General features: G+C 65.1%; 11 protein-coding genes. 1 reads left to right on the forward strand and 10 read right to left on the reverse strand.

Annotated elements, in window-relative coordinates; translation table 11 throughout:
• Positions 1-4: 4 nt before the first annotated feature.
• The 7 genes from LZA78_RS09985 to LZA78_RS10015 form a co-directional block, all read right to left on the reverse strand.
• Positions 5-706 carry a Crp/Fnr family transcriptional regulator gene (locus LZA78_RS09985; RefSeq protein WP_233676786.1) on the reverse strand — a complete coding sequence of 234 codons (702 nt, stop codon included), beginning with the start codon at positions 704-706 and terminating at the stop codon, positions 5-7.
• Positions 707-864: 158 nt separating this feature from the next.
• Positions 865-1,788, reverse strand: coding sequence for a hypothetical protein (locus LZA78_RS09990; protein ID WP_233676787.1), 924 nt, complete (start codon positions 1,786-1,788; stop codon positions 865-867).
• 102 nt (positions 1,789-1,890) lie between these two features.
• Positions 1,891-3,750, reverse strand: coding sequence for a heavy metal translocating P-type ATPase (locus tag LZA78_RS09995; RefSeq protein WP_233676788.1), 1,860 nt, complete (start codon positions 3,748-3,750; stop codon positions 1,891-1,893).
• A gap of 15 nt (positions 3,751-3,765) precedes the next feature.
• A complete protein-coding gene (locus LZA78_RS10000; protein WP_233676789.1) occupies positions 3,766-5,055 on the reverse strand; it encodes an HlyD family type I secretion periplasmic adaptor subunit in 1,290 nt (429 codons plus the stop codon).
• Positions 5,055-6,743: a type I secretion system permease/ATPase gene (locus tag LZA78_RS10005; protein ID WP_233676790.1), complete on the reverse strand. Its 1,689-nt coding sequence runs from the start codon at positions 6,741-6,743 to the stop codon at positions 5,055-5,057. The genes LZA78_RS10000 and LZA78_RS10005 overlap by 1 nt, the downstream gene beginning before the upstream one ends.
• 154 nt (positions 6,744-6,897) lie before the next feature.
• On the reverse strand, positions 6,898-7,716 hold the full coding sequence (locus LZA78_RS10010; RefSeq protein WP_233676791.1) for a calcium-binding protein: 819 nt from the start codon (positions 7,714-7,716) through the stop codon (positions 6,898-6,900).
• Positions 7,717-7,862: 146 nt separating this feature from the next.
• Positions 7,863-8,540, reverse strand: a complete 678-nt coding sequence (locus LZA78_RS10015; protein WP_233676792.1) for a DUF2270 domain-containing protein — start codon at positions 8,538-8,540, stop codon at positions 7,863-7,865.
• 122 nt (positions 8,541-8,662) lie between these two features.
• On the opposite strand from LZA78_RS10015, the gene LZA78_RS10020 reads away from it, so the two are divergent.
• Positions 8,663-9,643, forward strand: a complete 981-nt coding sequence (locus LZA78_RS10020) for a D-2-hydroxyacid dehydrogenase family protein (RefSeq protein WP_233676793.1) — start codon at positions 8,663-8,665, stop codon at positions 9,641-9,643.
• Positions 9,644-9,664: 21 nt separating this feature from the next.
• Here LZA78_RS10020 and LZA78_RS10025 read toward each other — a convergent pair whose 3' ends face one another.
• From LZA78_RS10025 to LZA78_RS10035, 3 genes are all read right to left on the reverse strand, one after another.
• Positions 9,665-11,305: an acyl-CoA synthetase gene (locus tag LZA78_RS10025; protein ID WP_233676794.1), complete on the reverse strand. Its 1,641-nt coding sequence runs from the start codon at positions 11,303-11,305 to the stop codon at positions 9,665-9,667.
• A 220-nt stretch (positions 11,306-11,525) separates the two neighbouring features.
• Positions 11,526-13,316 (reverse strand): PHA/PHB synthase family protein, encoded by a 1,791-nt coding sequence (locus LZA78_RS10030; protein ID WP_233676795.1) that lies wholly within the window; start codon positions 13,314-13,316, stop codon positions 11,526-11,528.
• Between the two features lie 26 nt (positions 13,317-13,342).
• The coding region (locus tag LZA78_RS10035) for a 4Fe-4S dicluster domain-containing protein (RefSeq protein WP_233676591.1) at positions 13,343-13,476 on the reverse strand (134 nt) is incomplete at its 5' end.

Consider the following 13,476-nt stretch of genomic DNA (forward strand, 5'->3'; position numbering starts at 1 on the left):
GCGATCAGGGCTTGGACCAGGCGGTCGCGGGGTCTTCCTCGGAATAGTCGCGCAGCAGGGAAAGATCGTCGATCACCGCCACGTTCTGGCGAATTCGCACCCCCTGTTCGCGCAGTTTCGCGAAGGCGCGGCTCAGGCTTTCGGGCTTCATCCCCAGACGCCCGGCGATCAGCACCTTGTCATAGGGCAGCGTCACCTCGCATTGCCCCTCGGTGCAGGGCGCGAGTTCGAGCAGGAATTCCGCAACCCGCTGCGCCCCGGTCTGCGCCTTGAGCTGCTCGATCTGGCCGACAAGGCGATGCAGATGCGCGAAAGTCGCCGAGAGCAGCGCGACGGCAAGCTCGGGCTCGTTCTGGATCAGGCGCAGGATCACGTCGGTGTCGATACGGATCAGGCGGCAATCCGTCGCGCATTCCGCCGACACCGGATAAGGGTCGTTCTTGAAGGCCACCGCCTCGCCGAAGCTGTCGCCACGGGTGAAGACGCCCACGACCGCCTCGGCGCCGTTGGGCGCGATGCGGTAAAGCTTTACCCAGCCATCGGCGACGATATAGACGCCGGTCGCGGTTTCGCCCTGCAAGAAGATGGTCGCGCCGCGCTCAAGATCGCGCATCCGGGCCTGCGCCAGGATGCGGTCCAACGCATGGGCCGGAACGTTGGCCAGCAAAAGCGACTGGCGGGCGATTGCTTGAAGTGATTGCGGCATCGCGATTCCTTTCCGGCGACTTATGCCGAATCCGGGCGGCAGATGGAATAGTCAGGTCTTTCAACCCGACGTAAAGGATAGCACCGGCGTATTACTGGCAAGGGGCCCGGAGCAAAATTCTTATCGAATGGTCAGCGCATTTGCGCCCTGCGGATACCTCAGCCTTCCTCGGCGCGGCGCAGATCTTCGGGCAGGAGCGCGGGCGGAGCGGCCCCGCCGACCGGGTCAAGCAGCATCTCTTCGGCGCGGGCCAGACGTTCCTCGCCGCCCTGCACCAGATCCCACAGGCGGTGCATATCCTGCTCGAAACGCTCCTCGCCGATCACGCCGGCATCGCGCAACTTCTCGATCTCGCGCATCACCTCGATGGCGTAATCGTTCAGGCCAAGCGCCTGCACCTCGCCTTCGGATTGCACGTCGTAGCGCACCGCATGGGCGAAGGTGAACATGACGACCTGCGTCAGCGCCTCGCCCACCGAGGCACCGCGCGCCATGCGGTCGGCGGCCAGTGCCTCGCCCGCCATGGTCATCTCCATCCCGAACCCTTCGAGCAGCTCGCGCATTCCGGCCAGCACCTCGGGATCGACCTCGGCGCCGAGAGTCGGCGTGTCGTCCGACGGCGTGCCGCCGAGATCCTCGGTAAAGACCGAAACCGAGACCTTCGGCGCCTTGGGTGCGGCGGCGCGCACAGGAGCGGCGGGAGGCGCTTCGACCGGCGCCGGTTCAGGTGCGATTTCCGGCTCGGCGTCCGGCGCAGACGCTGCTTCGGGCAGAGCGGCGGGCTCCGGGGTTTCCGGCGCGGGCGCGGGGTCTTCCGGCGGGGCGGGCGCAAGCAGGGCCTGCGCCGCCGCACTCAGGCGCAGCTTCATCACCACCTTGGCCCCGAACATCCGGCTAAGGAAAAACGGGCGATGCTCGTGCTCTTCGACAAGGCCCATCTCTTTCAGGCGGACCAGTGGACGGCCAACCTCAAGCCCCTTGCCGCGCGCCTCGACCGAGAGGGAATCGCGATCGATATCGCCAAACTGGGCGATCACGTTCAGCAGCTCAAGTTCTGCGCGTTCGAGCGGTTTGTCCGGCATCTGGCCCTCCCCATCAAGAGGCACGCCGCATCGCAGATCGCGGCAGCGGCGTCAATGCAACCCTTGGTGACGCCGCCATTATCCGCCGACGCGGAGGGGCGTTCAGGCGGCCATTCCGGCAACAGGCGCAGGGCGAATCCGCAAGGCCCGTAGCGCATTCAGAATCGCCAGAACGTCGATCACTTCCTGGATCAACGCACCTTCGACAGGCGTCAGATAACCAAGCGCCGCCGCGACCATCCCCAAGACCGACAGCCCGATTCCCATGAAGACACTCTGGATCGCAATGCCACGCGCCCCGCGCGCGATCTCAAGCCCCGGCCGCAGCCGGTCGATACTATCGACCAGAAGCACCACATCCGCCGCCTCGGCCGAGGCCGCCGCACCGCGCGCCCCCATCGCGATGCCGACATTTGCCGCAGCCAAAGCGGGCGCGTCATTGACCCCGTCGCCAACCATGGCCACTGCGCCATCCTTGCGCTCGCTTAACACCAGAAGCACCTTCTGATCGGGCGTCAGCCCGGCGCGCAGACCGTCAAGGCCCAGCCCCTCGGTCACGCGCTCGGCCACATCGGCACGATCCCCCGTGGCCAGAAGGATGCGCGATACGCCAAGCGCGCGCAGCGCATCGAGCATCTCGCGTGCGCCCTCGCGCAGCGGGTCGGCCATGATCAGGTGACCCGCCAGATGCCCATCGACCGAAAGCGCCACAAGAACCGCGCCCGCCATCAGCCCATTGTCCGGCAGGGCGCCATCGCCCACCCGCTCGGTCACGAAACGATCGCCGCCGACCAGAACGTGCCGCCCGTCGACATGACCCAGAACGCCCTCGCCCGGGATCTCGGCAACCTCGGTCGGCAGCGACAGCGCCAAGCCACGCTCGCGCGCAGCCTGCACCAGTGCCTGTGCCACCGGGTGCTGCGAGGCCTGATCGAGCGAGGCCGCGAGCCGCAGGATCTCATCTTCCTCCAGCGTGCCGCGGCTTTGCACGGCAACGATACGCGGGCGCCCCTCGGTCAGGGTGCCGGTCTTGTCGAGGATCAGCGTGCGGATCTGGGCCAGCATCTCAAGCGGCTTGGCGCCCTTGATCAACACGCCGTAATGCGCCGCCCGCGACAGCCCCGCGACCAACGCGACTGGCACCGCCAGGATCAGCGGACAGGGTGTTGCCACAACCAGAACCGCAACGGCGCGGATCGGATCGCCGGTCAGCCACCACGCCAGCCCCGCCAGCACCAGCGTCACCGCCAGAAAGCCAAGCGACCAGCGGTCGGCCAGCCGCGCCATCGGCGCCTTGGAACGCTGCGCCTCTTCGACAAGCCGCACGATCCCGGCATAGGTGCTTTGCGCGGCGATCCGCGTGGCCTGCAGCTCGAACGCCTCGCCGGCATTGGTCGAACCGCTCATGACCTCGGCCCCGGCGGCGGCGCGCACGGGCAGCGATTCCCCGGTGAGGGCCGAGGTGTCGAGCATCGCCATATCCGACAAGAGCGTGCCATCGACAGGCGCAACCTCGCCCTGCCGGATCAGCAGCCGGTCGCCCGGAACGATGGCATCCAGAGGAACGACCTCAAGCTTGCCATCGCTTAGCCGGGTGGCGCTGCGCGGCACGCGCGACAGCAGATCGTGCATCTCGCGGCGGGCGCGCCCTGCGGCATAGCTTTCCAGAAAGGTGCCGCCCGCATACATCACGCCCACGACGGCGGCGGCGAGCGTCTCGCCGAAGATCAGCGCGGAAGACATCGACAGCGCCGCAACGATATCGAGGCCGAACTCACCCCGCCGCAAGCCGTCTGCAATCTCGAAGACCAGTGCCGCCAGAACCGGCGCGACGCCCGCCGCCCAGACCCATCGCGCGGGCGCCTCCTGCCCGCTGAAGTGCAGCAAAAGCCCCAAGCAAAGCCCCGCCAGCGCAACCGCGATCAGCGCCTTCTTGCCGCGATCCCCCGAGAGCATTTCCATCGGCTCACTCCGCGCTCATTCTTCGCGCAACGCGTAAGACATGTAATCGGCAATCGGCTTGAGCAGGAACGAGGCGGGCGTGCGCGCCGAGGTCTGGATGAAGGCCTCCAGCGGCATCCCGGGTTGCAGCCCGAAGCCATCCAGCGCCGCACGGCTTTCCTCGGCGATGGTCAGTTCGGCCGTGTAGAAGACCGCGCCGCTTTGCGGATCGCTGACCGTATCGGCCGAGACGCTGCGCAACACGCCCGAAAAGCTAGGCGTCGTGCGACTATCAAAATTAGGGAAACGCAGCAGCGCGCCCTGTCCCGGTTGCAACCGGTCCACCTGGCGCGGGTCGATGCGCAGCACGAAGATCAGCGGCGTATCGGCCGGGACAATGGTGGCGATGTCGCTGCCCGGCGCAATGACCCCGCCGATGGTGTAGACCTTCAGGTCCAGCACGCGCCCGGTCATCGGCGCCCGCAGGATCAGGCGCGATAGCGCGGTCTCGATCACCCGCAGGTTCTCGCGCAGCTCGATCTCGCGCGGCTCAAGCGTGCGTAACTCGTTCTGCGCCTCTTCCCGCCGCGCGGCAGACAGACGCAGGGCCTCGATCTCATACCCGGCGCGGGCGCTGTTGATCTCGGCCACCGAGGCCTGAAGGCGCCCGATCTGACCCTCAAGACTTGCGGCCTCGCGCTGCAATGCCGAGACCTGACGGAACTGCGTCAACCCGCGTTCATAGAGCGATTGCTGATCGGCAAGTTCCTTTTCGATCAGGTTCAGCTGCGTTTCACCCGCCGCAATCTCACGCCCGAAACCTTCGATCTGCGCCTGCGCCTGCAATTTGCGCTCCTCAAGCTGCGCGAGGGTCTGGGCCATGGTGTCGCGACGCGAGGCGAAAAGCGCGGTTTCCGAGGCCAGAACCCGCGCCACCTCGGCATCCGCCGCGGCGACATCGCGCAACTCGCCGCGATAGTCGGGGGCGTCCGCATCCAGCACCTCGGCGCTCAGCCGGTCGATCCGGGCGAGCGTCTCGAAAAGGCCGCGACGCAGCAGCAACTGGCGTGCCTCAAGCTCGGTCCCGTCCAGACGGATCAGGGGCGCGCCGGCCTCGACCAGATCGCCGTCGCGGATCTCGATCGCGGCAACAAGACCACCGTCGGGGTGTTGCACGGTCTGGCGCCGGGCCTCGACCTCGACCTGCCCCATAGCAACGACCGCGCCGTTGATCTCGGTCGCGACGGACCAGGCCGCGAACCCGCCGATGCCGAGCAGGATGGTCAGAAGGCCGACGGTGATGAGGCGCGTGGTGGACCAGGTCATCAACCGTCCCCCTGCTTTCGGCCGGCCGCGCTGATCAGGCTTGGGCTGTTTTTGACGAAGCGGCTTAGCACCTCGTCACGCGGGCCGAAGGCGCGCATCACGCCGCCCTCGATCATCATCACCTTGTTCGACACCGCCAGCGCCGAGGGCCGGTGCGACATTACGAAGACGATTTTCTGCGCGTCGCGCGCCGTTGCAATCGCCGCGTTCAGCGCCTGCAGGCCGGGCTCGTCCAGGCTTGAATTCGGCTCATCGAGCACCAGCACGACCGGGTCGCCATAGAAGGCGCGCGCGAGCCCGATACGCTGGCGTTGCCCGCCCGACAGCTCATTCCCGCGATCCCCGATGCGCGTGTCATAACCGTTGGGCAGGCCAAGGATCAGATCATGGGCCGAGGCCGCCTGCGCCGCCGCCACGATATCCTCGGGCGTGGCATCGGGCTGGAAACGCGCGATATTCTGCGCCATGGTGCCCGCGAACAGCGTAACGCGCTGCGGCAGATAGCCCAGCATCAGGCCCAGCCGGTCGGGTTCGTATTGCTCAAGCGTCGCGCCGCCCAGCCGGATCTCGCCATGGGTCGGCGCCCAGAGGCCCACCAGCATCCGCGCCAGCGTCGTCTTGCCCGAGGCCGATGGGCCGATCACCGCCACCACATCGCCGCCCTGCGCGCTGAAGGTCACATTGCGCAGCAAGGGCCGCGACTGCCCCTGCGGCAGGTAGGCCGCGCCATGGGCCGAAATCAGCGCCGCCGGATCGGGCAGCGGCATCGGCGCGGGCGTCTCGGGCGCCGCGGCCAAGGCGCGATCAAGCGCGCGGGCCGAGATCAGGCCGCGCTGCATCACCGGCCACTGCCCCACCGTCTGCTCGACCGGGGCCAGCACGCGCCCAAGCAGGATCGAGGCCGCGACCATCGCCCCCGCCGTCAGTTCGTTTTGCAGCACCAGCCAGGCGCCAAGCGCCAGAACGGCCGATTGCAGCAGCAGCCGGGTCGCCCGCGTCGCCGCCGTGATCGCGCCGCCGCGATGCGCGCCGCGCAGTGTAGCCTCCAGCCCCTCTTGCCGCGCGCCCTGCCACAGATCCGACAGCGCGCCACGCATTCCAAGGGCGCGGATCGTCTCGATCTCGTCCTCCATCATCTGCGCGCGGGCGTCGGCCTCAAGGTTGGAGCGCATGGCCACCGCCTGCTGGCGCGCCGTGACGCGCTGGTTGAACAGCGCAAGCAACAGAACCAGCGCGGTGCCGCCAAGCGCGAACCAGCCCAGAAGCGGATGGAACAGGAAGAGCATGATCAGGAAGATCGGGGTCCAAGGCAGATCGAACAGCGCCGCCAGCGCGGGCGAAGCGAAGACCGCCTGCACCTGCGCCAGATCGCGCAGCGGTCTGGTATCCCCGCGCCCGGCCAGCGCAAGCGATGCCGCCAGCGCGCGCGGGCTGAGGCTGTCGTGCAGCCGCGCACCGATCAGCGCCAGCACCCGACCCCGCACGAAGTCAAGCACGCCCATGATCAGGAACAGATAGGCCACGATGATGAACAGCACGACCAGCGTGCTGCTGGTGCGCCCGCCGATCACCCGGTCGTAGATCTGCAACATGAAGATCGGCCCGGTCAGCATGAGCAGGTTGATGACGGCACTAAACAGCGCCACCGCCAGCAAGCTGCGCGCCGAGGACCACAGCGTCTGACGCAATTCAGACGGCGCCTGTGTCCTCGCAATTGCCATCATGCCCTCTCTCGGCGGCCTGGTCGGTTTACTGAATCACAACACGAAACCGGCTCCAAGGTCCATCCCGCACGATGATCTGTCAAAGTCCTGAACCGAGGCTGAATCGCTCTGCGCGGACTTAGGCCAGCAGAACCTGATCGTCGCTGAAGAAGGCCATCACATCCGTGCCCCATTCGATCGTGCCGCCGATGGTGATCGAGCCCATCCCGTCACCCCAACTCAGGACCGAAGCATCCTCAACACCATCGCCATCGGTGTCGACCGTTGCAAGATCGAAGAGGTCGTCGAGCTGTTCGTCGGTCAGCTCAGACAGGCCGTTCAGAACGATGGTGTCTTGCGTGTTCACGCCACTCTGGAAATCCGCGATGGTGTCGTGTCCGTCCGACGTGAGGATTGATGTCCCGCCGTCTACGGATGGAATGTAGATCTGGTCCTCGTAATGGATCACGTTGCCGTTGCTGAGCGTGTATTGCTCTGGATCGTCGAGGTTGCCGACCAACGGATCATCACTGTCGCTTGCCACCCATTCGTAGAACGATACCACCTCATACTGTTCGATCAAGGGCGCGAGGAAACCATAGTATTCGCCATTATCGTGTTGTCCGCCAAAATACTCGTTGATGAACCCACCCATGTCGAGGCCCGGAGTCGGCACAAAAGTGCCCACGAGCGTAAAGCCCTCGCCGCTCTCGACCTTGAAATTGAAGACGAAAGTGTCCTCTCCTGGCCCGCCGATCAGCAGATCGTCGCCCGACCCGCCATTGAGGGTATCGTCGCCCGGACCACCCTTGAGCACATCATCCCCGCCCTCGCCAAAGAGATGATCGTTGCCCGGTCGCCCCTTGATCACGTCATCGAGTTCAGTCCCGTGGATCACATCATCCGAATTCGACCCCATCGTCGATTTCGCCGAGCGGGTATGCGCTTTCGCAGCCATAAGGCGGTCTCCCTGTTCGTCTCCGTTCGCTCCCGCCAGTATGCCTTAATCTTTCTTAAAGTATATCACCCTTGTCTGCCGAGTTTTCGCGCAGGGATTGCATTCACCCGGAACGCTGGATGGCAACGCCGCGGAAAACGGCGCGCTTAACCCATTCCGGTACGGTCGCGGCGGCGGCGGGCGCGAGCGGAATCGCTGCGCCAGCTCAACAGGGTCGCAACCCCCCAGACGCAGCAGTAAAGCCCGCCCATCGCCAGCACATAGCCCCCGCCGATCGGCCCGATCGCGGCGCGCTCGGCTAATTGCGAGACATGGGTCAGCGGATCGGGGTGAACCAGCAGCTTGCCCAGATATGCCGCCGTCTGAATCAGCAATATCCAAAAGTAGTTACGCCGGATGCGGCGACCAATCGCGACCCACAGCGAGACATGATAGCGCGGCGCCCAGTAATCCTCGGCCAGGGTCTTTTGCCAGCCATCCTCCATGTGCAGGTCACCATCATGCAGCATGGGGGCGAAGAAATGCGTCTCAAGCCAGCGGCAGCGCGCGCGCCAGACGTTGAAATAGCGATAGCGCCGCGCCTCCTGCATCAGGAAGAAGATGATCAGGATCCCCACGAGGATCAGCGGCAAGGGCGAGGCGGCAGGCGAGGAATAGGAGATCGACAGCGCAATCCCGAGCGTCACCACCGCCCAGTTCGTCGTCGTATCCAGCCGCGTTCGCCAGATCGTCGAGCGATATACTTCTCCCCGGTAAAGATGTGCAATCGCGCCAAGTTCGGCGGCGTCGAGCTTCTTGCGCTCGGCCTTATCCCCTACTTCCATCGGATGTCCTCCCCTAACGTCAGGTTGCCACGGCGCCCCCGTTTCGGGCAAGAATTTTGGCTGGAATCTCAGGGGGTCCCGCGTCATTCTGGCGCCTTGCGAGCCATGCACGCGGGGCGCGAATGAAGGTTCATATCCTTGACGACTGGTTCGACACGCTGCGCCATCTTCGCAGCTTCGAGAAGCTTGTCGGCCGCGAGGTCACCGTCTGGACGGACCATTGCGCGGATATAGAAATTCTGGCTGATCGGCTGGCGGATGCCGAAGTACTTGTGCTGTTTCGCGAACGCACGGCCGTAAACGAGGCGCTGTTGGCGCGGCTGCCCAAATTGCGCCTGATCTCGCAGCGCGGCGTCTATCCACATGTCGACGTGGCGGCCTGCACGCGGCATGGCGTTGTGCTCAGCTCGAACCAGTCCGAGGGACGGGCCTCGACCGCTGCGGCGGAACTGACCTTTGCGCTCATTCTGGCCGGTGCGCGCCGGTTACCAGATCAGATCGCCAGCCTGCGCGCGGGCAACTGGCAATGCGGCGTGGGCCAAAGCCTCGAAGGCCGAAGGATCGGGCTTTATGGTTATGGCCGGATCGCGCAGAAGGTGGCGGACTATGCGCACGCCTTCGGCATGTCGGTCTGGTGGTGGGGCTCCGAGGCTGGACGCGCGCGCGCCGCGCAAGACGGGCAAACGGTGGCCCCCGATCGCGCGGCGTTCTTTGCCCAAAGCGATGTCGTCAGTCTGCACGTGCGGCTCAAGCCGGAAACGCGCGGCATCGTGACGGCACAGGACCTGAGCGCCATGAAACCCGGGGCAATCCTCGTCAACACGTCGCGCGCGGCACTGTTGGCGGAAGGCGCGCTGGACGCGGCACTTGCGGCGGGGCGACCCGGCACGATCTGCCTCGATGTCTTCGACCGCGAACCGATGACCGCCCCGGTCGATCCGCGGCTGACCCATCCCAATATAATCGCCACGCCACATATCGGCTTTGTCACCGAAGACGAGCTGGATCTGCAATTTGGCGATATCTACGACCAGATCGCCGCCTTTAGCGCGGGGGCGCCGATCCACGTGATAAACCCCGAGGCATTGGACGCCCCCCGCTGAGGGGGCGTCCCTGGCTGTCGATCAGCCTTGCAGGTCCAGCCCGCGCGCCTGCTCGCGCAGCACGAATTTCTGCACCTTGCCGGTCGAGGTCTTGGGCAGGTCGCAGAAGATCACCGTCTTGGGTGCCTTGAAGTGGGCCATGTTCTGGCGGCAGAAGGCGATCAGCTCAGCGTCGTTCACCGTCGCCCCGGCGCGCAGCTTGACGAAGGCGCAGGGGGTTTCACCCCAACGTTCGTGCGGGCGGGCGACCACGGCGGCCTCCATCACGTCGGGATGCTTGTAAAGCACGTCCTCGACCTCGATCGACGAGATATTCTCGCCGCCCGAGATGATGATGTCCTTCGAGCGGTCCTTCAGTTCGATATAGCCATCGGGATGCATGACGCCTAGGTCACCCGAGGCGAACCAGCCGCCGGCAAAGGCCTCGTCGGTCGCGGTCGGGTTCTTCAGATAGCCCTTCATCACGTTATTGCCGCGCATGAAGATCTCGCCGATAGTCTGGCCGTCATGCGGCACTGGTTGCTGGGTGTCGGGATCGGCCACCATCAGCCCTTCGGCCGCGATGTTGCGCACGCCCTGTCGCGCCTTGAGACGCGCACGCTCGGCCGGGCTGTTCGCGTCCCATTCGGGATGCCAGGCGCAGGTCACGGCGGGGCCGTAGGTCTCGGTCAGGCCATAGCCATGGGTCACTTCGAAACCCATCGCTTCCATCTTCTCGATGATGATCGCGGGCGGCGGGGCGCCGCCGGTCAGCACCTTGATGCCGGTCTGCAACCCTTCCTTGAGCGCGGAATCGGCATGAACCAGCAGCGCCAGAACAACCGAGGCGCCGCAGAAATGGGTCACGCCCTCTTCCTTCATCAGGCGCAGCATCGGCTCGTCGCGCACGGCGCGCAGGCAGACCACGGTGCCCGCGGCGGCGGCGATGGTCCAGGGGAAACACCAGCCGTTGCAGTGGAACATCGGCAGGGTCCACAGGTAAACCGGCGTGTCGCCCATCTGCCAGGTCGCGATATTGGCCAGCGAGTTCAGATGCGCGCCCCGGTAGTGATAGACCACGCCCTTGGGGTTGCCCGTCGTCCCCGAGGTGTAGTTCAGGCTGATCGCGTCCCACTCGCTCGCCGGGGGCTTCCATTCGAAGCTCTCGGTGCCCGAGGCGACCATCTCGTCATAGGTGACCTGTCCGATACGGCGACCGCCTTCAAAGGTCGGGTCCAGAATATCGACCACGAGGATATCGCGACGGCCCGCGATATGCACGGCGCGCTCGGCCACTTCGGCGAATTCGGGATCGACGAGGAAGACCTTGGTTTCGGCGTGGTTGAGGATGAAGCCGATTGCCTCGGCATCCAGTCGCGTGTTGATCGTGTTCAGCACCGCCCCCGACATTGGCACGGAGAAATGCGCCTCGTAGATCTCGGGGATGTTGGCGGCGATGATCGAGACGGTGTCACCCGTGCCGATCCCGCGCGCGGCCAGCGCCGAGGCGAAACGGCGGCAGCGCGCGTAGGTCTCGGCCCAGGTGCGACGGATGTCGTTGTAAACGACCGCGGTGTGGTCGGGGTAGATCCACGCGGTGCGGGCCATGAAGCTGACCGGGGTCAGCGGCACATAGTTGGCGGCGTTCTGATCAAGACCAATGTCATAGATGTTGTGCTTCACGCGAAAGTTCCTTCTGAGGCGGGCGGCATCCTCGCCGCCGCGCTGACACTTGCACCCGAGACTTCGCGTCCCGGCGGGTTGTCCGCGCGTCGGGTGCAGCCCCAGCCCCCTGGCCAGGCGTCAAGCCTCCTTGCGCCACCCCCAAGGGGATGGCGTTGCGCGAAATTTCTCTCGTGCGGGGGTTCGGTGACTTCAGCGCCCGTCCCGCGTCTTCCGGCCCTTACTTGGCCAGAACGTATCTGCCCGGCGCGTCCTCGATGACCTTCAGGCCGCCCTTGCCGGGACGCCGCGCCGGAACACGCTCATCCTCGTCATGGGCGTCGATCCATTTCGCCCATGCGGGCCACCACGAACCCGAATGCTGCGTCGCACCCGCGAGCCAGTCCTCGGGCTTTTCGGGATAGTCGTCGCGGGTCCAGTAGCCGTATTTCGGGCGATCCGCAGGCGGGTTGATCACCCCCGCGATATGGCCCGATCCGCCCAACACGAAGGTCACATCGCCGCCCAGAAGCTGCGTCGTGGGGTAGATCGAGGTCCAAGGCGCGATGTGATCCTCTTTCGTGGCCAGCACGAAGAAGGGCACCTCGATCTTGCCAAGGTCGATGGGCGTGCCATCCAGCGTCAGGTAGCCCGGCTGGCGCAGCCCGTTCTCGATATAGACCTTCTCGAGATACCACAGCAGCATGGCCGCCGGCAGGCGCGTGCTGTCGGCATTCCAGTACAGCAGGTCGAAGGCCGGGGGCTTTTGCCCCATCAGGTAGTTCATGACGTGGAACGACCAGACCAGATCGTTCTCGCGGATCATCGAGAACATGTCCTGAAGGTGGTAGTTCTCAAGATAGCCATGCTCAGCCATATGGGTGCGCAGCGCCGCCAGCCGGTCGCGATCGATGAACACGCCGACCTCGCCCACGTTGGTGAAATCGACCATCGTCGCAAGCGTCGTCGCGGTGACGATGCGCTTGTCGCCGCGCGCGGCCAGCAGTGCCAGCGTCGCTGTGACCAGGATGCCACCGATGCAGAAGCCCAGGATATCGAAGCGCTCCTCGCCGGTCGCTTTCTCCATCGCGTCCAGCGCCGCCAGCGGGCCGAGCTTCATGTAATCCTCAAAGCTCAGCTCGGCATGTTTCTCGGTCGGGTTCACCCAGGAAATCAGGAAGACGGAGTGCCCCTGTTCGAGCATATAGCGCACCATCGAATTGTCCGGGCGCATGTCGAAGATGTAGTATTTGTTGATCCACGGCGGCACGAAGAGCAGCGGGCGCTTGTGCTGCGTCTTGGTCAGCGGCTCGTAATGGATCAGTTGCATCAGGTCGTTTTCATAAACGACCTTGCCAGGCGTCACCGCCAGATCCTTGCCAACCACGAAGGCCGAGGCATCGTTGGTGTTGATATCAAGCCGCCCCTCGCCGCGCTCAAGATCCTCCACCAGATTGCGGAACCCGTCGAGCAGGCTGCGCCCCTCGGTTTCCAGCAGGCGCTCACGCGCGGCGGGGTTGAGCATCAGGAAGTTGCTGGGCGAAAGCGCGCTGAGCAGCTGGCGCGTGTAGAACCGCACCCGCAGGCTGTCCTTCGTGCCTTGCGGCAGGACGGACAGGAACTCTTCCGTCGCGCGCTCAAGTGCGAGGTGGCTGTCGCGCAGGCCGCGCGTCACCGGATCGGCGTTCCAGCGCCGGTCGCGAAATCGCTTGTCGCTGACCTTGCCACCCTCGCCGGTCCAGGCATCCTGCCATGCCTTGGCCCAGTCGAGCCAGAAACGCTGCGCCAGTTCGACCGATTCAAGCGGGCGCTCGAAGAAGGTCGGCAGCGCGCGCATATAGGCCTCGACCACGCTGCGGTAATCGACGATCGAGAAATCCTGCCCCGAGATTTTCGCCGATGCCGCCTCTTGCGAGCGTTTCGTGACTGCCTGTAACCGCGTCATCAGGTCCAGGAATTCCGCGCCCTGCCGCGCGATGGTCTCGGTCGAAACCGAGCTGCTGGGAGGGACTGTGTCTTGCTGTTCGGACATATGGAATTCCTCCTCGATTTTACCCGTTACATATTTGGGTAGTTAGGTCCGTCGCCGCCCTGGGGTGTAGTCCAGGTTATGTTCTGGCTGGGGTCCTTGATGTCGCAGGTCTTGCAATGGACGCAGTTCTGGAAATTGATCTGGAAGCGCGGGCCCTCCT

Origin of the sequence: Rhodobacter flavimaris (assembly GCF_021378075.1) — a bacterium.
Classification (GTDB): Bacteria; Pseudomonadota; Alphaproteobacteria; order Rhodobacterales; family Rhodobacteraceae; genus Rhodobacter; species Rhodobacter flavimaris.

Bases quoted from the DNA above. Each gene is read 5' to 3' on its own strand.
- LZA78_RS09985 (WP_233676786.1), bottom strand. From the start codon at position 706: ATGCCGCAATCACTTCAAGCAATCGCCCGCCAGTCGCTTTTGCTGGCC.
- LZA78_RS09990 (WP_233676787.1), bottom strand. From the start codon at position 1,788: ATGCCGGACAAACCGCTCGAACGCGCAGAACTTGAGCTGCTGAACGTG.
- LZA78_RS09995 (WP_233676788.1), bottom strand. From the start codon at position 3,750: ATGGAAATGCTCTCGGGGGATCGCGGCAAGAAGGCGCTGATCGCGGTT.
- LZA78_RS10000 (WP_233676789.1), bottom strand. From the start codon at position 5,055: ATGACCTGGTCCACCACGCGCCTCATCACCGTCGGCCTTCTGACCATC.
- LZA78_RS10010 (WP_233676791.1), bottom strand. From the start codon at position 7,716: ATGGCTGCGAAAGCGCATACCCGCTCGGCGAAATCGACGATGGGGTCG.
- LZA78_RS10015 (WP_233676792.1), bottom strand. From the start codon at position 8,540: ATGGAAGTAGGGGATAAGGCCGAGCGCAAGAAGCTCGACGCCGCCGAA.
- LZA78_RS10020 (WP_233676793.1), top strand. From the start codon at position 8,663: ATGAAGGTTCATATCCTTGACGACTGGTTCGACACGCTGCGCCATCTT.
- LZA78_RS10030 (WP_233676795.1), bottom strand. From the start codon at position 13,316: ATGTCCGAACAGCAAGACACAGTCCCTCCCAGCAGCTCGGTTTCGACC.